The sequence below is a fragment of the Pseudomonas sp. FW305-7 genome, assembly GCF_058786735.1.
The window spans coordinates 84697-104358 of sequence record NZ_JBYSZA010000001.1 but is presented as its reverse complement, the minus strand read 5'-3'; the positions used below and the strand labels follow the sequence as shown (position 1 = coordinate 104358).

17 protein-coding genes and 2 pseudogenes are annotated in these 19662 nt (G+C 58.5%); 6 read left to right on the top strand and 13 right to left on the bottom strand.

Annotated elements, in window-relative coordinates:
- Positions 1–136 precede the first annotated feature (136 nt).
- Genes AC3WMT_RS00480 through hemA form a run of 5 tightly spaced genes read right to left on the bottom strand, consistent with a single transcriptional unit; the run spans position 137 to position 6065 of the window.
- Complete coding sequence (locus AC3WMT_RS00480; protein ID WP_103301990.1) at positions 137–1339, bottom strand: MFS transporter; 1203 nt, start codon at positions 1337–1339, stop codon at positions 137–139.
- Between the two features lie 52 nt (positions 1340–1391).
- Positions 1392–3242 (bottom strand): asparagine synthase (glutamine-hydrolyzing), encoded by a 1851-nt coding sequence (asnB, locus tag AC3WMT_RS00475; RefSeq protein WP_103301989.1) that lies wholly within the window; start codon positions 3240–3242, stop codon positions 1392–1394.
- A gap of 23 nt (positions 3243–3265) precedes the next feature.
- Positions 3266–4333 carry a Gfo/Idh/MocA family oxidoreductase gene (locus AC3WMT_RS00470; RefSeq protein WP_103301988.1) on the bottom strand — a complete coding sequence of 356 codons (1068 nt, stop codon included), beginning with the start codon at positions 4331–4333 and terminating at the stop codon, positions 3266–3268.
- Entirely contained in the window at positions 4330–4836 is a 507-nt protein-coding gene (locus AC3WMT_RS00465) for a GNAT family N-acetyltransferase (protein ID WP_249412143.1), read from the bottom strand. The genes AC3WMT_RS00470 and AC3WMT_RS00465 overlap by 4 nt, the downstream gene beginning before the upstream one ends.
- Complete coding sequence (hemA, locus tag AC3WMT_RS00460) at positions 4833–6065, bottom strand: 5-aminolevulinate synthase (RefSeq protein ID WP_103301987.1); 1233 nt, start codon at positions 6063–6065, stop codon at positions 4833–4835. The genes AC3WMT_RS00465 and hemA overlap by 4 nt, the downstream gene beginning before the upstream one ends.
- A gap of 144 nt (positions 6066–6209) precedes the next feature.
- Here hemA and AC3WMT_RS00455 point away from each other — a divergent pair, with 144 nt between their 5' ends.
- The gene (locus AC3WMT_RS00455) at positions 6210–7082 is read left to right on the top strand and encodes a helix-turn-helix transcriptional regulator (protein ID WP_103301986.1); all 873 of its coding nucleotides are present in this window, start codon (positions 6210–6212) and stop codon (positions 7080–7082) included.
- 185 nt (positions 7083–7267) lie between these two features.
- Positions 7268–7783 carry a cupin domain-containing protein gene (locus AC3WMT_RS00450; RefSeq protein WP_103302444.1) on the top strand — a complete coding sequence of 172 codons (516 nt, stop codon included), beginning with the start codon at positions 7268–7270 and terminating at the stop codon, positions 7781–7783.
- Positions 7784–8073: 290 nt separating this feature from the next.
- On the opposite strand, the pseudogene AC3WMT_RS00445 reads toward AC3WMT_RS00450, so the two are convergent.
- From AC3WMT_RS00445 to AC3WMT_RS00420, 6 genes and pseudogenes are all read right to left on the bottom strand, one after another.
- Positions 8074–8157, bottom strand: a pseudogene (locus tag AC3WMT_RS00445) (nuclear transport factor 2 family protein); the annotation flags it as partial.
- Complete coding sequence (locus tag AC3WMT_RS00440; protein WP_103301985.1) at positions 8139–8525, bottom strand: nuclear transport factor 2 family protein; 387 nt, start codon at positions 8523–8525, stop codon at positions 8139–8141. The gene AC3WMT_RS00440 and the pseudogene AC3WMT_RS00445, both read right to left, overlap by 19 nt.
- A 109-nt stretch (positions 8526–8634) precedes the next feature.
- Positions 8635–9741, bottom strand: a complete 1107-nt coding sequence (locus AC3WMT_RS00435) for an alkene reductase (protein WP_103301984.1) — start codon at positions 9739–9741, stop codon at positions 8635–8637.
- Positions 9742–9797: 56 nt separating this feature from the next.
- Positions 9798–10081, bottom strand: a pseudogene (locus AC3WMT_RS00430) (TetR family transcriptional regulator C-terminal domain-containing protein); the annotation flags it as partial.
- A 35-nt stretch (positions 10082–10116) separates the two neighbouring features.
- Positions 10117–11373, bottom strand: coding sequence for a cation:dicarboxylate symporter family transporter (locus AC3WMT_RS00425; protein WP_103301983.1), 1257 nt, complete (start codon positions 11371–11373; stop codon positions 10117–10119).
- Between the two features lie 113 nt (positions 11374–11486).
- A complete protein-coding gene (locus tag AC3WMT_RS00420) occupies positions 11487–11912 on the bottom strand; it encodes a VOC family protein (RefSeq protein WP_103302443.1) in 426 nt (141 codons plus the stop codon).
- Between the two features lie 154 nt (positions 11913–12066).
- Here AC3WMT_RS00420 and AC3WMT_RS00415 point away from each other — a divergent pair, with 154 nt between their 5' ends.
- Positions 12067–12945 carry a LysR family transcriptional regulator gene (locus tag AC3WMT_RS00415; RefSeq protein WP_103301982.1) on the top strand — a complete coding sequence of 293 codons (879 nt, stop codon included), beginning with the start codon at positions 12067–12069 and terminating at the stop codon, positions 12943–12945.
- A gap of 144 nt (positions 12946–13089) precedes the next feature.
- On the opposite strand, the gene AC3WMT_RS00410 is transcribed toward AC3WMT_RS00415, so the two are convergent.
- Complete coding sequence (locus AC3WMT_RS00410; RefSeq protein ID WP_103301981.1) at positions 13090–14013, bottom strand: LysR family transcriptional regulator; 924 nt, start codon at positions 14011–14013, stop codon at positions 13090–13092.
- 94 nt (positions 14014–14107) lie between these two features.
- Positions 14108–15307 carry an MFS transporter gene (locus tag AC3WMT_RS00405; RefSeq protein WP_103301980.1) on the bottom strand — a complete coding sequence of 400 codons (1200 nt, stop codon included), beginning with the start codon at positions 15305–15307 and terminating at the stop codon, positions 14108–14110.
- Positions 15308–15644: 337 nt separating this feature from the next.
- On the opposite strand from AC3WMT_RS00405, the gene AC3WMT_RS00400 reads away from it, so the two are divergent.
- The 3 genes from AC3WMT_RS00400 to AC3WMT_RS00390 are packed head-to-tail and all read left to right on the top strand — an operon-like array spanning position 15645 to position 19584.
- Positions 15645–16883, top strand: coding sequence for a c-type cytochrome (locus AC3WMT_RS00400; protein ID WP_371919298.1), 1239 nt, complete (start codon positions 15645–15647; stop codon positions 16881–16883).
- On the top strand, positions 16880–17353 hold the full coding sequence (locus tag AC3WMT_RS00395; protein WP_103301978.1) for a (2Fe-2S)-binding protein: 474 nt from the start codon (positions 16880–16882) through the stop codon (positions 17351–17353). Before AC3WMT_RS00400 ends, AC3WMT_RS00395 begins: the two co-directional genes overlap by 4 nt.
- Positions 17350–19584, top strand: a complete 2235-nt coding sequence (locus tag AC3WMT_RS00390; RefSeq protein WP_103301977.1) for a xanthine dehydrogenase family protein molybdopterin-binding subunit — start codon at positions 17350–17352, stop codon at positions 19582–19584. The genes AC3WMT_RS00395 and AC3WMT_RS00390 overlap by 4 nt, the downstream gene beginning before the upstream one ends.
- Positions 19585–19662: the final 78 nt, after the last annotated feature.

The following is a 19662-nucleotide window of genomic DNA, read 5'->3' as shown; positions in this document are numbered from 1 at the left end:
GTGTTGTGTTAGTTGTTGTGTTTTAGTTTGGCAAATAGAGATAACAGTGGCGGCGTGTTGAAATTATTCTTCGCGTCCACGGCATCAGGCGCCGAGGGTTCGGCACCTGACTTCGCACACCAGTCATGCAAAAGGGTTATTGCGCAGAAACCCCTGTCACACTGTTGACCGCGTGGGTTCTTCTGTTGCGCAGATGCACCAGTTGCAACAGCGCGGCGACAACGGATACCGCACCTGCACTGATTGCCAATGTCCAGCCCGGCATTTGCAGCAGCAATATGAAGCCACCGGCGGCGGCGCCTATGGCGCTGCCCAGATACAGCGCCGACTCGTTGAGCGCCACGGCCAGATTGCCGTCGCCCTTGTGATCACGCGCAGCGATCAACTCGTTGTTTTGCGGCACTTGCAGCGCCCAGCCGACGGCGCCCCATACGGCGATCGGAATCATCGCCAGCCACGGTGTCACGGCTGCGGCAGCCGGCAGCGCAAGCAACGAGACGCTGAGGATGACCAGAATCAGGAACGTGAGCATCGGTCCCTTGATGCGATCCACCAGCGGCCCGACGAGGAAACTGCCCGCCACACCACCCAGCCCCCAGACCCACAGATACGGCGTGATGTTGTTGACACCGCCATAGGCCGGGTCCGCCATCAACGGCACCATGAAGGTGTACATGCCGAGACTCGCGACCGCCGCCAGCAGCGAAACCAGGAGAATGGTCATCACGTTACGGTCGCCCAGCAGGGCCAGTTTGCGGCTGATCGGCATCGCCGGTCCGGCAGAGATCGCCGGCAGTTTGATCAGCAGGCCCAGCCAGGAAATCAGGCCGAGGAATGCCACCAGCCACAGGGCCATCTGCCAACCGAATTGCTCGGCGAGCAGCAGACTGACAGGCACCCCAAGTACCGTGCCACTGGCCATGCCGCCCATGATCACGGCAATCGCCTTGCCTCTCAGTTCCGGAGCTGAAACCGCCGCCGAGGCGGCGATGCCGGTGGCCAGATAGACGCCGGCGCCGATGCCTGCAACGGCTCGACACACCAACAGGGCGACAAAATCGTCGACCAGGGCACTGGCGACGTTGGCCGCAACGAACAACGCCAATGCGACCAACAAACCAAATCGTTGGCGCTGTGCAGGCAACATCGCCACGAAGACTGGCGAACCAATGCCGTAAGCAAGGGTGAACGCCGTGACCAGTTGTGCTGCGACGGCGACCTGTACATCAAAGGCCTGTTCGATCATCGGGATCAGGCCTGCAGTGACGTAAGACGCCATCCCCAGCGCAAAAGCGCCGATTGCGATGAGGTAAACGGGGGCCGGTATTGTTTTGGACATAAGTTACTCCTTGTGCAAGGCAGGGGGCTGACTCCGCAGCCCCCGGGTGTGATCAGATCACCAGATTGACGTCGTACTCGGTGAGCCAGGCGTTGAGTCCAACCGCCAACTCCATGCCCATGCGATCGTACATAGGCGAGTTGTCGCCCAGATGACGGGCGAGGGTAGCGCCGACTTGCTGGTTGTCGAGCAGGGCTCGAACCGGCGCATTCGGATCAGCCATGATGGCGGCGAGGTCTGCGCGCAACACGGCTTCATAGGCTGGATCCTGGGTCGACGGGTACGGACTTTTCACCCGATCAGAAATCGAGGCCGGGAGCAGGTCGCGGGTCGCTGCGCGCAAAATGCTTTTCTCGCGGCCGTCGAACGCCTTGATTTCCCATGGAATGTTGAAAGCGTATTCGACCAGGCGGTGATCACAGAACGGCACGCGGACTTCGAGGCCGACGGCCATGCTCATGCGATCCTTGCGGTCCAGCAGGGTTTGCACGAAACGTGTCAGGTTCACGTACGTCATCTCGCGCATCCGCCGATCCGTCGCGCTTTCACCCGGCAGCATCGGTACGTCACGCAGCGCTTGCTGATAGGAGTCGGCGACGAACTCGTTCATCGACAGTTTTTCCATCAGCCCTTTGGCGAACAGCGGTTTGCCGTCGAAATACTTGCCGGTTACCGACGTCAGCCAAGGGAAGGTGTCTGCCTGGATCGCATCCGGATCATGGAACCAGCGATAGCCACCGAAAACTTCGTCGGCGGACTCGCCGGACAGCGCAACGGTCGAGTGTCGACGCACTTCTTCAAAGAGGCGATAGAGCGAAGGCCACATGTCGCCCCAGAACGCCGGCGGCAAGTCGAGTGCCTGAATGATCTTGGTACGAAGCTCCGGGTCGGCCATGTCGCGGCTGTCGAGGAGGATCTCACCGTGAGTGGAACGGATCTTCTGGACCAGGTCTTTGACGAAAGGCGCATCCGGTGTACCGCGCACCGCATCACTGGTGAAACCGCCGCCGTGATCGATGAAATCAAGCGAGAACGAGCGAATGTTTTCCTTGCCGGCCGCCAGCAGCTTTTTCGAGGCCAGTGCGGTGATGATGGAGGAGTCGAGGCCACCCGACAGCAGGCTGCACAAAGGCACGTCCGCGACGATTTGGCGGTCGACGATGTCTTCGAGCAAATCGCGGGTGTGCTTGATGGTTTGTTCGAGGCTGTCGGTGTGTTCTTTCGCCTCCAGTTTCCAGTAGCAATGACGTTTAAGGCCGTTGCGATTGATGGAAACAAACTCACCGGGCAGCACTTCGCGCATGCCTTCAAAGATCGCCTGGCCGGGGGTTTTGACCATTTCGAAAATTTCGCGCAGGCCGTCTGCACCGACATTGCGCGGCACCAGCGGATTGGCGAGCAGCGCCTTGGGCTCGGAGCCGAAAATCACCCCGTCTGCGGTCTCGAAGTAATACAGCGGTTTGACACCCATCCGGTCACGGATCAGATGCAGGGTTTGCGTGTGCATATCCCAGATTGCAAAGGCATACATGCCGTTAAGGTGTTCGGTAAACGCCACGCCCCATTCAACGTACGCTCGCAACACGACTTCGGTGTCGCTCTGGGTTTCGAACTGATGCCCACGGCTGAGCAGTTCGTTACGCAATTCGCGGAAGTTGTACACCTCACCGCTGTAAGTGATGGCCGCTGCAACTGTGCCGGCGTTACGCGCAAGCATCGGTTGGCGACCGCCTTCCAGGTCGATGATAGACAGGCGACGATGGCCCAGGCCCACAGGGCCATCGATCCAGATGCCACCCGCGTCCGGCCCACGGTTGGCCATGGTCATGGTCATGCGTTCGAGCGTCGGTTGTTGGTGAATCAGGTCCTGGCCAAAAGAAAGCCATCCGGCAATACCACACATATTAAAACTCCTTGTTCAATTCTTTAGCCGAGACTTTCTAGGTCAGCGTCTTCTGGTATGAGGGTGCGCATGCCCGACTGGACATACTGGACCGCGCTGGCGGTCAATGACTGGGTGTCGATTTCATTGAGCAGCGTTTGCAGTTCTATCGTCGTCCCCAGACCCGCGAAGGGTTGCAGGGGCTGCTCGCTGTCGGCAACAAAACGCAAGACATCCCGGCACAGACGGCAGAGTTTGAGGATCGTCGCGGTCGATGGGTCGGATGCGCTCTGATAGCTGCGTTGCTCGATCTCGACAATTGCTCCGCGCTCATCTCGCGTCCAGATGCGCAGGTGGTCGCTGTCCCAATCCGGTTCGTCGAACTCAAGCCTTGAGTGGATGATCTGCCCGGCTGGATCGGCGAATGTGAAATCCACCGTGCGTTGCCGGTGAATGTTCACAAAGCTCGCGTAGCCTGCCACTGCTGCACCGCCGAGGTCGGCGGTGAACATCACCGTGTCGAGTACATCGTTGCCGGAAATCGAGAAGTCCGACCTGACACCTATCGCATGTTGCAGTTTGAGCGGGGAGGGCGAAGGGCAGATCCAGCTGACGAGATCCAGCGCATGGATGACCTCACTGACCACACCGCAGGTCGGGCGGTAGTCGTTGATGCGGTCTTTGCCCCAATGAAAACTAGAGCGCAACAACTGCCAGTCATTACTTTCAGCCAGTTGCTTGAGGCGCGCAGTCGCTTCTGAATAGCGCTCAACCAGGTCCGGCGCAAAACCACTGACGTGACGCAAGCCTTTGCTGATGGTCAAGAGGTCGTCCCGGGAGGTCAGCATCGGCTTTTCACAGATGATGAAACCGGTGTAGCCGGCCAGATCGGTCAAGACTTCGGCATGGTTGATGTCGTTGGCACTGACCACGACAATCTCCGGCTGCAGTTCACGCAGTGCATCTTGAAGATTGGCGTAGTAGGGCAGACGGCTGTTCTTTTCTCGCCGCGAGCAATAGGAGAGCTTGACTTCGTAGTCTTGGCTCAATCGCTCAAATGCCCGCTGAAAGCGTTTGCCCGCATAGCCCAATCCGATAATCAGGATGTTCATGCGCATTGCTCCCGTGCCTGCCAGGCCCAGACGTATTCCGAGCTGCGGCGATAACCCATTCGCTGGTAAAGGGGTTCCGCTGCCGGGGTCGCCTGCAGCACGACCTTGCCGACTTGCATCGAGTCGAACCAGTTCATGAGTGACGCCATCAACATCCGCGAAAGTCCCTGAGAACGGAACGCCGGCAGCACGACCATCGATTGCACCCAGCCGCACAAACCATTGATGCAGTCAGGCCCGGGCGCTCGACGATCAACAAAACCGGTGACGCAGCCGACAACCTGGTCACCGTTGAGCGCGACCAGCAGACGGGTTGACGGCGAACTGCCGAGCACGTCGTGCAGCCAAGCTTTATAGGTCGCTCGCCAGAGTTTCTTTTCTTCGACGGAGGTGCAGGCATAGCTGGCCTCCGAGCCTTCAAGCAACAGTGCTCTGAGCTCAATGACCGCGTCGAAATGTTCGCTCGTTGCTTGGCGAACGACAATTGGCTCGCTACGGCTCACGCGACACCTCTGAGTTCGAAGCCGGGCGCCAGCGGAATATTGAAATGCAGGAATGTCTCTTGCAGCGCAGCAGCCAAATGTTCGATCTGCGCCTCAGAGTGATTCGGCGTCACGTTCACTCGAAAGCGCTCTGTACCAATCGGTACGGAAGGCGAATTGATCGGCTGCAAATACACGGAGTGCGAATACAGCAGACGTTCGGCAGCCGCCTTGCACAGCGCGCCTTGACCGATCAGCACTGGCAGTACGTGCGTGGTCGAGCAGGGCATGACCGGGATACCGCGCATCTGCAATTGGTCGCGCAGGTAGCGGGTTTTGGCGTGCAGTGCCTCTCGCTCGGTGTTGCTGGCCTTGAGGTGTTCGACGCTCGCAATGCAACCCGCGACCACGGCGGGTGGCAGGGCCGTGGTGAATATGAAACCGGTACAGAGCGAGCGAATGGCATCGATCATCGTCCGGCTTGACGCTACGTAGCCACCGATGATGCCGATGGCTTTGGCCATGGTGCCCTGAATGATGTCCAACTGGTCTTCGACACCCAGTTCAGCCGCCAATCCTGCGCCTCGAGGGCCATACATGCCGACCGCATGCACTTCATCCAGGTAGGTCAGTGCATTGTGCTTTTTCGCAACGGCTGCGATTTCGGCAATGGGCGCACGGTCGCCGTCCATTGAGTAGATCGATTCGAACACGACGATTTTCGGACGATCGAGCGGATACCGCGAAAGCAGCTCTTCCAGATGAGCGACGTCGTTGTGACGAAACACCTGACGTTCTGCGGTGACTGCGCGAATTCCGTTGACGATGGACGCGTGATTCAGTTCATCACTGAACACCACGCAGTCAGGGAGTTGCCGGAGCAGGCATTGAAGCGTGGCATCGTTTGAGCCAAAACCGGTCGGGAAAACCAGCGCAGCCTCTTTGCCATGCCAGTCGGCAATGCTCGCTTCAAGACGGCTGAAAAGATTATGCGTACCACCGATATTTCGCGATCCACCGGCACCGGCACCGTAGCTGTCAACGGCATGATGCATCGCCGCTCTGACATCCTGATGCTGGGACATGCCGAGATAATCGTTGCTGCACCAAACTACAACTTCGCTGTCATTATTGTCAGTGAGATGAGCCAGAGGATAACGGCCGCAAATCCTGTTAAGCGTTGTAAATTGCCGGTATTGGCCAGAGGTATGCAAGGCCTCGAGCTTATCCTGCAGCAGTGCTTGATACATTCTTTCTACTCCTTGGCATCAAATCCCGCGATAATCCTTCGCGGATGCAATTGGCCGCTTGTTTCCGGGCCGAGCGGATTCTTTAGCAACCTAATAGTTAGTACAATGGCTACTGTTTATAGTGTTACTAGGAGTAACTGGATAATGGAAAGGAATCTTGAGCGCACTCGACAGGACCTGGCTGAGTTTTTACGCAGCCGCCGAGAGCGCATATCTCTTGCAGAAGCAGGGTTACCCCCGACTGGCAGACGCCGTACACCCGGGCTGCGTCGAGAAGAAGTAGCGGCACTGGCGGGTGTCGGATTGTCTTGGTACACATGGCTCGAACAGGGACGCGATATTGGTGTGTCACCTGCCTTCCTGGACAATCTGTGCCGGGTCCTCAAGCTCGATGCGGTCGAGCGTCGCCATCTCTATCTGCTTTCACACCAGCGACCGCCGGCCGAGGAGGGCAAAACCTGGTGCGTCGTTCCCCAGATCGTTCATCGCCTGATGGCGGATCTGCCGTTGCGACCCGCTTATGTGCTGAACCTTCGCTGGGATGTCCTGGCCTGGAACCCCGCAGCTGACAAGATTTTCAAGTTCTCCGAGAAAACACCTGAGCAACGCAACTTTTTATTGATGTTGTTTACCGACGAGCGCACGAAATCTCTTTTCCAGCCTTGGGACGACCAGGCAATCCAGATGCTCTCCAGTTTTCGCCGGGATTATGTTCACGCCTCAAACGAAAGTGATGTTGCTTCACTGGTGCGTGAACTTGAGAGTGTCAGTGCGGAATTCAAAGGCTGGTGGTCTCGGCAGGATATTCATGGTCCCTGTCAGGGTATTCGGCACCTGACGATCGATTCATTTGGCGACGTCACTCTGGAACACACCACGCTGACAATCGATGTCGAACGGCATCTGCGCCTTGTGTACTACGCGCCAATGGAGCAAGGGGTCGCCCTGTTCAAGTTCGAGAAATGGCTGGAGGAGGGCGTTGTAGAAGTTCAGCACGACCAACTTGAGATCTCATAACTGTTAAGTTTTATTAGTATAAGCGCTCCTGCAAAAGTGCAAGCTTCATGTTTTTTATAATGCACTTTTGCGGGCAACTTTTTCTCAAGTTTAAGTTATAACTGCAGGAGGCAAATATTTAACTACACTAAATGCTCGTTTAATAGAGCTAACGAAAAACCGGAGTCAAACCAATGGAGCAGGCCATGGTCGAGCGCAAAACAACTGCAACAGATGTTATTGATACGCTGGGCCTGGAACCTCACGTTGAAGGCGGCTACTTTCGCCGAACCTATCAATCCGATCACCGCGACATGCTTACAACCGCCGGCGGTCCACGTTACCTGATGACGTCGATCTACTATCTGCTGACCGAGCAATCACCGGTCGGCCAGTTCCATTTCAACCAGTCCGACATCCTGCATTTTTTCCACTTAGGCGACGCCATCGAGTACAGCCTGATCCTGGCTGACGGTTCATTGCAGACGCTCGTTATGGGCAGCGATGTTTTGGCAGGACAACATCTTCAATTTCATGTACCGGGTGGCCTGTGGAAAGCTTCAAGGCTTTTACATGGCTCAAACGGTTTCGGTTTGATCAGCGAAGCGGTTTCACCGGGTTTTGATTTCGCCGACATGGAAATGGGGAATCGCCAGAAACTCACAGCGCAATTTCCTCAGCATCGAATTCTGATTGAAAAGCTGACGCGGGATGATGATTGACCACGCTGAATTTGAAGCACCAAAGGACAGGGCTTTTGAAGCTGTGCTGGAGATTGAAATCTCGTAGGCAGTCCGCGTGAACCTGAAACATTTTGTTACGTGTAATGTATATTATGTTAAATCATGTGCCACGCTACAAGCACTCGCAGTGTCAGCGCTTCGTAATCATTGGACGGAAATTTTCTGAATCTGCAAGCAACTTTGCCAGCGGCACGGATCATGATCGCTTCTACATTTGACGATGAACGAACTCCGATCCCGGTATTGATTAAACCGGGATCGGTGAACGCTCAACCTTCGAACTGGTGATAAACCTTGGCGATGACCTTCCAGTTGCCGTCGATTTTGATCAGGGTCAGGTAGTCGTTGTAGGATGGGTGTGGTAAATCTTGCTTACGATCGTCCACTTGCCTTCTACCTTCAGCAGGTTGAAAAAGTCGGTGAAACGAAATCCCGAAACGTTGTCGGTATCGACGCGAGCACTGGCGGCAGAGCCCACGATGTCGATGCGAACTATCGCGGCCTTGGCTTCGGGAGATGGGCGGAAAGAGTTGTCGATGACGTCGTACAGATTCTGGATCGCACCGCCGACGAGCTTGTCGTCGTCGACCCCAAACATCGTCGCTTGCTCGTTGAAAACGGGCTTCATCAAAGTGCTGTCAGCCTTGGCACCACCTTCGTTGTACCGACTCAGAACAGCAACGATCGCGTTGTATTCCTGGACGTAAGTTGGATTGCTCATGATGTACTCCTCGTTGCATGTTGCCGGTGACCCTTTTGGTCAATCGGACACGGAAAACTCAAACGACAATTACCAATCCTGGCGAGTCGATCAAATCGGGAACTTCTAATTAGTTGGAGTTGGCCGTTGGCCAATCGATGTAGCCCTTGGCGCCTCCGCCGTAATAACTCTCGCGCGGAGCTATGGTCAGCTCGACACCGCGACGCAGGCGCTCTACCAGGTCGGGGTTGGCAATGAATAATCGACCAAATGCCACGGCATCAATCCGCCCTCGCCCCCTTCGCTCCAGCGCCATTTCCAGGTCATAGTTGTTGTTGCCAATGTACGGTCCTTCGAACTGCGCACTCAGCGCGTCCAGATCCACCCCCTCGGGAACGGTACGAGAGGTGGCGGTGGCGCCTTCAACGAAATGCAGATAGGCCAGGTTGAATCTGTTCAACTGCTGAATGAGGTGACCGTAGGTCGCCATGACATTGCTGTCTGGAGGCGTGTTACCTGCATCGGGAGTTACTGGTGAAAGGCGGATGCCGACCCGATCACTGCCCCAAATCGCCACCACGGCTTCGGTGACTTCAAGTGTCAGTCGTGTCCGATTCTCGATGGAGCCGCCGTACTGGTCAGTCCGCTGGTTGGTGGAATCACGCAGGAACTGGTCGAGCAGATAGCTGTTGGCAGAATGGACTTCCACACCATCAAAACCGGCTCGCTTGGCATTTTCTGCCGCATGTTTGTACTGCTCGATGATCCCCGGGATCTCCGAAGTCTCAAGCGCCCGAGGCATGGACACTTCGACCATGCCATTGTTGGTATAGGTGGTACCTTCGGCCTTGATTGCCGAGGGCGCGACCGGCGCTTCGCCGTTTGGCTGCAACTCGACGCTGGAGAAACGACCTACGTGCCACAGTTGGCTGACGATCTTGCCGCCTGCCGCGTGTACTGCGTCAGTGACTTTTTTCCAACCTGCCACCTGCTCTTCCGACCAGATACCCGGCGTCATGGCATAGCCACGTCCCTGAGCAGAGATGTTCGTGGCCTCGGCGATGATCAGGCCTGCACCGGCACGCTGGGCGTAATAAGTCGCGTGCATTTCATTCGGCACGCCGTCCTCGGCCATACGGCTGCGAGTCACGGGCGCCATGACAATTCGGTTAGCCAGTTGCAGCGCGCCCATATTCATGGGCGAAAAAAGGTCGGTGCCTACGGCAATATCAGTCATGAAAACTCCAGTTGATTAGACCGGTCGTCTAATAGAAATATTAAAAAAAAACGCCTCTATGCCAGCAGGCGCTCACTCGTCATCAGTGCCGTGTCAAAGGCAGCTGTGGTATTGCGGACTTTCACCAGCAGTGATGCCCCCAACCACAATCAATACAGCGATTCAGTCAGTGTTTCGGCGTCTTGCATCGAAGTGATTGAGCCATCAGTCATTCCTTGTCGAACACAGCGCGTGATTCTCTGGATGATCAGCGCGGTGCCCTCCTCCAGTACACCGCGCATGTCTTCCGACAGGTCGCACACTTCGGCGCCGAGTTCACCACCAGGCATTTCTCCTCAGGTCGTCTAAAAGACCTGTTCAATCTCTGACGAACGACTAGACGCTAGCTGCTGGATGACCCTGCGCGGGTTCCAGTTCGACCCTTTCCCACTTGGCGATAACCAAAGGTGCGATGGCATTGCCCAGCACATTCAACGTGGTAGTGCCGCTGTCAATAATCCTGAAAATGCCGGCAATCAACGCCACCCCTTCCAACGGCAACCCGGCAGACGCCAATGTCGCTGACAAGATGATGATGGCAAAACCCGGCACCCCTGCTGCGCCCTTTGATGTCAGCACCATCGTCACCACCAACAGGATCTGCTGCGACAGCGAGAGGTCGATGCCATAGAGTTGCGCCACGAAAATTGTCGCCACACCGAGAAAAATCGATGCGCCATCCAGGTTGAACGCATAACCCACCGGCACCACAAAACTGACGATCCGACGCGGTACACCGTAGCTCTCCAATCGCGTCATCAACTGCGGCATGACGGCGGCTGACGCGGCACTCGAAAACGCCAGAATCAACTCATTGCGAAAGTAGCGGATCAACTTGAAAATGTTTTCGCCAATCAAGTAGCAAATGCCGCCGAGTATCACCAATGCGAAAACAATCAGCGCCAGATAAACCACCCCGATCAACTTGAGCAACGGCAACAATGATGCGAAACCAAACGTCGCCACGGTCGCGCCGATCATCCCAAACACACCGATCGGTGCGTATGCCATGACGATTGAGACGACCTTGAACATCGCATCGGAAAGGCTCTGAACCACCGCGATGAAAGGTGCGCTTTTGTCCTTCGGCAGAGCGTTCAATGCCATGCCTAACAACACGGCGAAAAACAGCACGGACAGCAACTTCGCTTCTGACATAGCAACCAGCACATTGTCAGGGACGATGTTTTGCAAGATGACCAATGCGCCTTTGGACGGCTCCAGAGTAATCGCCGCAGTACCGTGCGAAATACCGGAAATATCGGTGCCGGTACCCGGCTCGAAAACGTTGGCGAAACACAAGCCGATGACAATGGCCAAGGCCGTAATCGCAAAAAAGTAGCCCAGCGACTTTATCCCCATGCGGCCAAACGACTTGTTATCGCCACCGCCTGCAATGCCCAGGATCATGCAACAAAACACGATCGGTACAACCACCATCTTCATCATCTTGATGAAGATGTCACCGAGCGGTTTGAGGATCTCCGCACTCACCCATGTCTGATAATACGGATGAGTATTGAAGTACCAACCGACAAGCACGCCAAGCAGCAGCCCGGCAACGATTTGCCACACCAAGGGAATACGTTTCATGTCTAGCCTTCTTGTTGGAATGAAAGGTCTGCGTCTACTCGCAGCTGCTAGAGTCATGAGCTTCCAGCTCACTTGAGATCAAATGGCACAACGCGGTTGTGCCATGGGCGTTGTTACTTGGCGAAGAGCTGGCTCATATCCTTGAAAGCCTTGAACTCAAGAGCGTTGCCGCACGGATCAAACAAAAACATGGTGGCTTGCTCGCCCACTTGGCCTTTGAAACGAATGTATGGTTCGATCACGAATTCGGTAACAAACGCCTTCAGACGTTCGGCCAGTGCCTCCCACTGTTCCCAACCTAAAATGATGCCGAAGTGCGGAACTGGAACATCGTGTCCGTCGACCGGGTTGCTATGGACGCTTTCCTGCGAAGCGGTTTTTGGATGTTCGTGAATCACCAGTTGGTGACCATAAAAATCGAAATCGACCCACTGCGTGCTGGAGCGCCCTTCTTCAAGACCAAAAACCTCACCGTAAAAGGTGCGAGCTGCAGCCAGGTCGTAAACAGGGATTGCGAGGTGGAATGGCGAGAGGCTCATCAGAACTCCAAATATTTTTTGTTGGTTGGCGAACATTCCCACCGTCATTGGCTCTCTGGATTCAGCCGTTGCCGGGGATGGGAAACATCGTAGGACGGAAAACCCAACATAAAAATCAATATATATTTCTTAGAAACACAACTAATATTTGTGAATGATCAAAGAATTGAAGACACTCATTGCCGTGGCGCGGGAAGGCACGTTCGCCGCTGCCGGCAATAAGATCGGCCTGACTCAGGCCGCCGTGAGCGCGCAAATCCAGCGCCTAGAGGCCGAGCTCGGGTTCGAAATTTTCGACAGGAAAGGACGTTCGGCCCATCTCAATAAAATGGGCCACCAGATACTTCTGCAGGCGCAAGAGCTGTTGAGGCTTTATGACAATTTGGGCTCTACAACGCTGGGCAAGCCTCCCAGCGTGCTGGTCAACATCGGTGCGATCGCGTCCGTGCAGCGCTCCTATTTGCCAGATGCGCTAGCAAAGTTTCACCAACAGTGCCCGCAGTGCCGCACACGTGTCATCCCGGGCCTTTCGATGGAGATGGTGAACCTTGTCGACGCCGGCGAGATCGACATGGCCGTCATCATTCGCCCGCCCTTCTCCCTTCAAAGTGACCTGCGCTGGACGACGTTGGCGCGAGAGCCCTACCGACTGATCGTGCCACGTGACCTAGAGGGCGAAGACTGGTCGGAACTGCTGTCCAGCCAGCCATTCATTCGCTATGACCGATCATCCTTCGGCGGCAGGCAGGTCGATCGTTTCCTGCGGCAAATGCATTTCACCTTGCAGGAAGTTTGCGAACTGGATGAACTGGAGGCCATCATCAAGCTGGTGGGAAATGGTGTAGGCATAGCCCTGGTGCCACAGACGGAAGCCCATCAGGAATGGCCCGCGGGTGTACGAGCGCTCGATCTGGGACAGCATACCTTTCACCGTGATATCGGACTGATACATCGGTCTCAGCGGAGTTTTACGGAGCCCGTGCGAATTTTGGCTCAGCTTATAAGTGACCAGGTAACAACGGCTTCTGAATAACAGCTTCTAAGCATAATGGACCCAATAGGTCCTTTGATCACCCGCACTTCTTGAACTGCTCAGTTCCCTTCCAGACGCCGTCAATCGCTCACCAGAGGTAGGTGGATGTGATTACACGAACCGGGCGCCGTTGAGCCACAGGAATTACGCTGCGGGGGTGGTCACGGCCGTCGGGCTGAGAATTTCCATCAGGAAATCGATAAACACATTGATCCGGCTGGACCCTCGGTGATTGGGTAAATACAACGCGTTGATGCAGGTGCTGGCGCTGCCGGGATTGACCTCGTAATGCTCAAGCAACCGGGTCAGCCGGCCGGCTGCGACGTCGTCGCGTACCAGCCAGTCAGCCAGCAGCGTCACCCCGCCACCGCCGATGGCTGCTTCGCGCAGGATGTCGGCGTTATTGCTTTGCAGGCGCCCGTGGACGTTGAGCTGAATGGGCGCATCTTCATTCTGAAAGGTCCAGTGCTGGTGTGTGGCGCCGTAATCGAAACGCAGGCATTGATGCTCCAGCAAATCCCGTGGGTGACAAAGCGCTGCGCTACGCGCCAGATACTCCGGACTGGCCACCACCCAGCGTTCGAAATGCCCCACGCGTTTGCTGACGATGTCATCACTGACCACGGACGACCCCAGGCGCACCGAAACATCAATCTGCTCGCTGAGCAGGTCACTGACCTGATCGCTCAGCGACAGACTGATCTCCAGACCCGGATGCCGCTCGAGCAAGCGGCTCAGGTGCGGCGCGATCAGGCGTCGCCCAAACTCCACCGGCACGCTGATGCGCAGACGGCCCTGCGCTTCGCTGCCACGATCCGCAACCACGGCATCGGCTTCGTCGATCGCGTCGAGAATCGCCACGGCTTTTTCGAAATAGGTCTGGCCGGCAACAGTCACGCTGGTGTTGCGCGTGGTGCGATTGAGCAGGCTCGCGCCCAGCTCGTGTTCCAGCCCTGCCACTTGCCGTGTCACTGACGACGTTGATATCCCGAGTTTGCGCGCTGCCGAGGAATAGCCCCCGCAGCGCACGGTTTCCACAAACATCTTCAGTGCCAGCAACTTGTCCATAAGCGGGGTCCGGTCGATAGGGAACGCGGATGATTGTGCATCACTGTGCCCCCGTCGTCTTGTACCGCCGTGCTTGCCCGCACTCGCCGGCTGTTCAGACATCGGCCTTGCGGCTCAGGAATAATCCGAGCGCCAGCGCTGGCAGCAGCGCCACCGCGACGGCGGACAGGTTCCAGCCGAAATGCTCGTACAGCGGGCTCGCCACCAGAGACCCCACCGCACCGCCGACGAAAATGCTGGTCATGTACACGGCGTTCAGGCGCGCACGGCTGTGGGGATCGAGGGCGTACACCTCACGCTGGCCGAGCACCATGTTCAATTGCACGGCGAAATCCAGCAGCACCGCGCACACCACCAGCCAGACATAGCCGCTGCCCGGGAGCGCAGCGATCAACAGCGCCACCGGCGCCAGCAACAACGCGACCAGTGTGCCGCGACGACCATGCCCGGCATCGGCCAGATGCCCGGCAATCGGCGCTGCAATGGCACCCACCGCACCGACCAGCGCGAAGATCGCCACGTGTGCCTGGGTGAAGCCGTGATGACGTATCAATTCAATCGGTGCGAGGGTCCAGAACAGGCTGAAGCTGGCAAACAGCAGCCCTTGATACAGCGAGCGCTGACGCAACACCGGATAACGCCGAGCCAAGGCAAACACCGAACCGATCAGCGCAGCATACGTGGCTTTGTGCGTCGGCAGCCGACGCGGCAATGCCACGGCGGTAATCAGAGCGATGACCGCCATCAGGGCCGCTGCGCTGTAAAACACCCCACGCCAGCCGAACACGTCGACCAACAGGCTCGACAGTGGCCGCGACAACAGAATCCCCAGCAGCAGACCGCTCATGATATTGCCGACGACGCGGCCACGGCTGGCCTCCGGCGCCAAGTGCGCCGCCAGCGGCACCAGAATCTGCACGGCCACCGAGGTCAGGCCGATCAGCAAAGACAACACCAGGAACATCGACGGTGAATGGGTCAGCCCGGCGCACAACAGCGTGACACTCGCCGCGAGGGTGAAGCCGACCACCAGCCGACGGTTCTCCATCAGGTCGGCCAGTGGCACCAGCAGCAACAGGCCCAGCGCGTAACCAAACTGCGTCAGCGAAACGATCAGGCTGGCATTGGCGCTGGACAGACCGATCTGCGGCGCAATCAGTTCGACGATCGGCTGGGCGTAATAAAGATTGGCCACAACCGCTCCGCAGCAGAATGCCAGGAACGCGACCATCAGGCCGGAAAGCCCTGCCGGCTGTTCGGCGTTGGTCGCAACGACCGGGTTGCCCGTGAGCATGATGACACCTCATTGAGTTCAGGAAAGTGCGGCCAAGGCTACGGCCCTGTGGCGATGCGCAGAATCCACGCGGCGGGCAACGCAGTGATGCGTCCGGCGCAACGGCGCAGGCGTTGCTTCTCGCGCAACGCGCTATTGCGTGCGCCGATGATTCTCCCGCGCCGGCGGTATCTCTACGCTTTGACCCATGGCGCCGCCGCCCTCAGCGGCGCCCTTCCCCGGCGGTCACAAGGAGCGTTGTCATGACCCGTATCCCATCCGTTCTGCCATTGCCCACCGCGTTTTTCTCTGTCCCATGAACCGCCACTTCCTGAAGTCCAGAACGCTTTGGATCAGCGTGGCAGTGGTCGCCGTGCTCGGCCTGATCGGTGCCGTTTGGCTGATGTGGCGCCCGGCAATTGCGCCGATCGAGCGCCCGACGATGTTCGATACTGCGCAGTTGCAACGCGGGGCGCGGGTGGTCGAGGCCGGCGATTGTGCGGTCTGCCATACCCGCCCCGGTGGTGAATATCTGGCCGGCGGGCTGCCGTTGGTAACGCCCTTCGGCACGCTGTACAGCACCAACATCACCCCGGACGCCGAGACCGGTATCGGCCAATGGTCACTGCCAGCCTTTGAGCGGGCGATGCGTCAGGGCTTTGCTCGCGATGGTCACTTCCTCTATCCGGCGTTCCCCTATGTGCACTACCGGCGCATGAGCGCGGCAGATATCGCCGACGCCTATGCCTACTTGATGAGCGGCCCCGCCGTGCACGCGCCGGCTGAGCAGAACCGGATGAATTTTCCGATGAACATTCGGCCGTTGGTGGCGTTCTGGAACCTGCTGTTTCTGCACGGTGAGCCACTGACGCCGCTGGCGCAACGCAGCGAGGCGTGGAATCGCGGGCGTTATCTGGTCGACGGTCCGGGCCATTGCGCCGGCTGCCATTCGCCGCTGAACCTGATCGGCGCAGAAAAATCCGCGGACTATCTGCAGGGCGGCAGCGTCGATGGCTGGCAGGCGCCCGCACTGGTCGGAATGGGCCAACGCAGCAACCCGTGGAGTCGCGAGCAACTGGTGGGCTATCTGCGCGCCGAGATCGTCGATGGCCACGGCACACCCGCCGGCCCGATGCGTCCGGTCAGCTTGAGTCTGGCCCGCTTGCCCGCCAGTGAAGCCGAGGCGATTGCCGAGTATTTGCTGAGCTTGGAAAACCCGCCTTCGGTGACAGAGACGACGGCGAAGACGCCTGCCAGTGAACCGGCAGACCCTTCGAACGGCGCCCTGCTCTTCAGCAGCGCCTGCGCCGGTTGCCATGGCCCTGCGGCACCGATGCGCACCATCGATGGTCGCCCGGGCCTGCAAAACACCTCGGCGCTGCAAGCGACCAGTTCGCGCAACTTCCTCAAAACCATGCTTGAAGGTCTGCCCGCCACACCCGGATCGCCCGGCCCGGTCATGCCTGCATTCGCCGCCAGCCTGGACAACGCACAACTCGCCGCACTGGCCGCGTATCTGCGTCAGCAAGCCAGCCCCGATCAGCCGTGGGCCGACCTCTCTTCCACTATTGAAGCGTTACGTCAGGAGACGAAATGAGCCAGATCACCCTCAACGTCAACGGAGCCGCGCAACCGCTTGAGCTGGAGCCGGACATGCCGCTGCTGTATGCGCTACGCAATCACTTGAACCTCAACGGCGCCAAATACGGATGCGGTCTCGGCCAATGCGGTGCCTGCACGGTGATCGTCGATGATCAACCGGTGTTCGCCTGCCTGACGCCCTGCGCCGGCCTCGAAGGCAAAAAAATCCGCACCGTGGAAAGCCTCGGCAGCGCGGAACAACCCGGCCCGCTGCAAGCCTCGTTCATCGAGAAACAGGCCGCGCAATGCGGCTACTGCATTGCCGGCATGCTGATGCGCGCGCAGGCGTTGCTTGAGCGTAATCGACACCCTGATGAGGCCACCATTCGTGAGCACATGGCCGGTAACCTGTGCCGCTGCGGAACGCACTTGCGGATTATCGAGGCGATCAAACAGGTGGCCGGGCACAACGGGAGCCTGACATGAGTGAGTCGAATGAGTTGAACCCAAGCCGACGCGCTTTCCTGCGCGGCGGCGCGTTGCTGATGGCGTTCACCCTGATGCCGGTGGCGCGACGTGTGTTGGCGGATACGGAAGTCGATACACTCGGCACCGTGGTCCTCGCCCCCGACCTCCCCGGAAGCCTGCGCACCAACCCGTGGCTCGACGCCTGGATCCGCATCGGCGCCGACGGCATTACCGTCTACACCGGCAAGGTTGAATTGGGCACCGGCGTGAAAACCGCGCTGCTGCAAATCGCCGCCGAGCGTTTGCAGGTACCGGCAACATCCATCAACCTGCTCACCGCCGACACCGCGCTGACGCCCAACGAAGGCTACACCGCCGGCAGCCACAGCATTTTCGACAGCGGTACCGCGTTGTATAACGCCGCCGCGCAGGTGCGCGAAATGCTCGTCGATGCCGCCGCGCGCAGTTGGCAGGTCGATGCGGCGCTGCTGAGTACCCGCGATGGTGTGATCGAAGGGCCGGCCGCTCAGCGGATGAGTTACGCCGACGCGGTCAGACATGTCGATGTGCATCAATATGCCAAGGCTCAGTCACCGGCGATGGCCGCCGCTGATTTCAAACTCATCGGCCATTCGCTGCCGCGCCTCGACATCCCGGCGAAGGTCAGCGGTGGCGCAGCATTCGTCCAGGACATGCGCCTGCCGGGCATGCTGCATGCGCGGGTGATCCGCCCGCCCCGTCCGGGCTGCGCGCTGCAAGCGTTCGATGCGGCGTCCATCGAAACGCTGTCTGGCGTGGTCAAGGTGATCCGCGACGGCAACTACCTGGCGGTGGTCGCCCGTGATGAGTGGCAAGCGATCAAAGCCATGCGCCGTGCCAGCGAGGTGACGCAATGGAGCGAGGGCGAGGCGATTCCCGAGGCGGCAGAGATTCATGGTCTGCTCAAACGCCTGCCCTCACGACGCTATCCGATCAGCAACAACGGCACGCCGAGCGGCGCGGCCGACACACGTTTTCAGGCGCGGGTCACCAAGCAGTATCTGATGCACGGCTCGATCGGCCCGTCTTGCGCAGTGGCCTGGTTCAAGGACGGCGCTCTCACCGTCTGGACCCACACCCAGGGCGTTTACCCGCTGCGCGCCGGCATTGCCGAAATGCTCGGTCTGCCACTTGAGCGGGTGCGCTGTATTCATGCCGAAGGCTCAGGGTGTTACGGGCACAACGGCGCCGATGATGCCGCCGCCGATGCAGCATTGATCGCCATGCGCATGCCCGGTACGCCGGTGCGCGTGCAATGGATGCGCGAGCAGGAAAATCTATGGGAGCCGTATAGCTCGGCGATGGTCACCGAAGTCGACGCCGGCCTCGCTCAGGGCCGCCTGCAGGACTGGGCCTACGAACTGTGGACCACGCCGCACAACGAACGCATCGTCAACGCCGGGCGTCTGTTGCCAGCACGCTTGCTCGCGCGGCCCTTCGCCTCGGCGCCCTCCGTGCCGATCGCCCAGCCCGAAGGCGATGGTGATCGCAACGCGGTGCCGCTGTACAACCTCAACTCGACGCGCATCAACATGACCTTCGTCACCCAGATGCCCTTTCGCACCTCGGCCATGCGTTCGCTGGGGGCGCACATCAACATCTTTGCCATCGAGGCGAGTATCGACGAACTGGCGATCCGGGCCGGCATCGACGCGGTCGCGTTGCGTCTGGCCCATCTCAGCGACCCGCGTGCTCGCGCGGTCGTAGAACGTGTTCGTGATGAGATCGGTTGGCCGCAGAAAAGCGGCGAGCCCGGCGCCGGTATCGGTTTCGCTTTTGCCCGCTACAAAAACATCATGGGTTACTGCGCCATCGCGGTGAAGCTGCGGGTGCATCCGCAGACCGGCGAGATCCGCGTCGATCACGTGGTGACGGCGGTGGACGTCGGCCAGATCGTCAGCCCCGATGGCCTGCGCAATCAGGTCGAGGGCGGCATTGTGCAGTCCGCGAGCTGGACCCTGTACGAAAAAGTCGCCTACGACACGGGCGGCATTCGCAGTTACGACTGGAGCGGTTATCCGATTCTGCGTTTCACGCAACTGCCGAAAAAAGTCGATGTGCATTTGCTCGACCAGCCGGGAGAACCCTTCCTCGGTGCCGCTGAAATCGTCCAGGGACCGATGGCCGCCGCCCTTGGCAACGCCGTCGCCAACGCTACCGGCCGGCGCTGGCTGAATCTGCCGCTGACGCGCTCCAACCCACCCGCCTGAGCCACGCCCGTGTTCATCGCCGATGAGCACGGGTGCCGTTGCGCCCTGCGCAAAACAGCGTAGCGCCGGCCACCGATT

Excerpts from the sequence above, each read along its gene's own strand:
- AC3WMT_RS00455 (WP_103301986.1), top strand. The coding sequence starts at position 6,210 with ATGGAAAGGAATCTTGAGCGCACTCGACAGGACCTGGCTGAGTTTTTA.
- asnB (WP_103301989.1), bottom strand. The coding sequence starts at position 3,242 with ATGTGTGGTATTGCCGGATGGCTTTCTTTTGGCCAGGACCTGATTCAC.
- AC3WMT_RS00405 (WP_103301980.1), bottom strand. The coding sequence starts at position 15,307 with ATGCTCACGGGCAACCCGGTCGTTGCGACCAACGCCGAACAGCCGGCA.
- AC3WMT_RS00470 (WP_103301988.1), bottom strand. The coding sequence starts at position 4,333 with ATGAACATCCTGATTATCGGATTGGGCTATGCGGGCAAACGCTTTCAG.
- AC3WMT_RS00410 (WP_103301981.1), bottom strand. The coding sequence starts at position 14,013 with ATGGACAAGTTGCTGGCACTGAAGATGTTTGTGGAAACCGTGCGCTGC.
- AC3WMT_RS00425 (WP_103301983.1), bottom strand. The coding sequence starts at position 11,373 with ATGAAACGTATTCCCTTGGTGTGGCAAATCGTTGCCGGGCTGCTGCTT.
- AC3WMT_RS00390 (WP_103301977.1), top strand. The coding sequence starts at position 17,350 with ATGAGTGAGTCGAATGAGTTGAACCCAAGCCGACGCGCTTTCCTGCGC.
- AC3WMT_RS00480 (WP_103301990.1), bottom strand. The coding sequence starts at position 1,339 with ATGTCCAAAACAATACCGGCCCCCGTTTACCTCATCGCAATCGGCGCT.
- AC3WMT_RS00450 (WP_103302444.1), top strand. The coding sequence starts at position 7,268 with ATGGTCGAGCGCAAAACAACTGCAACAGATGTTATTGATACGCTGGGC.
- AC3WMT_RS00440 (WP_103301985.1), bottom strand. The coding sequence starts at position 8,525 with ATGAGCAATCCAACTTACGTCCAGGAATACAACGCGATCGTTGCTGTT.
- AC3WMT_RS00395 (WP_103301978.1), top strand. The coding sequence starts at position 16,880 with ATGAGCCAGATCACCCTCAACGTCAACGGAGCCGCGCAACCGCTTGAG.
- AC3WMT_RS00420 (WP_103302443.1), bottom strand. The coding sequence starts at position 11,912 with ATGAGCCTCTCGCCATTCCACCTCGCAATCCCTGTTTACGACCTGGCT.
- AC3WMT_RS00435 (WP_103301984.1), bottom strand. The coding sequence starts at position 9,741 with ATGACTGATATTGCCGTAGGCACCGACCTTTTTTCGCCCATGAATATG.
- hemA (WP_103301987.1), bottom strand. The coding sequence starts at position 6,065 with ATGTATCAAGCACTGCTGCAGGATAAGCTCGAGGCCTTGCATACCTCT.
- AC3WMT_RS00415 (WP_103301982.1), top strand. The coding sequence starts at position 12,067 with ATGATCAAAGAATTGAAGACACTCATTGCCGTGGCGCGGGAAGGCACG.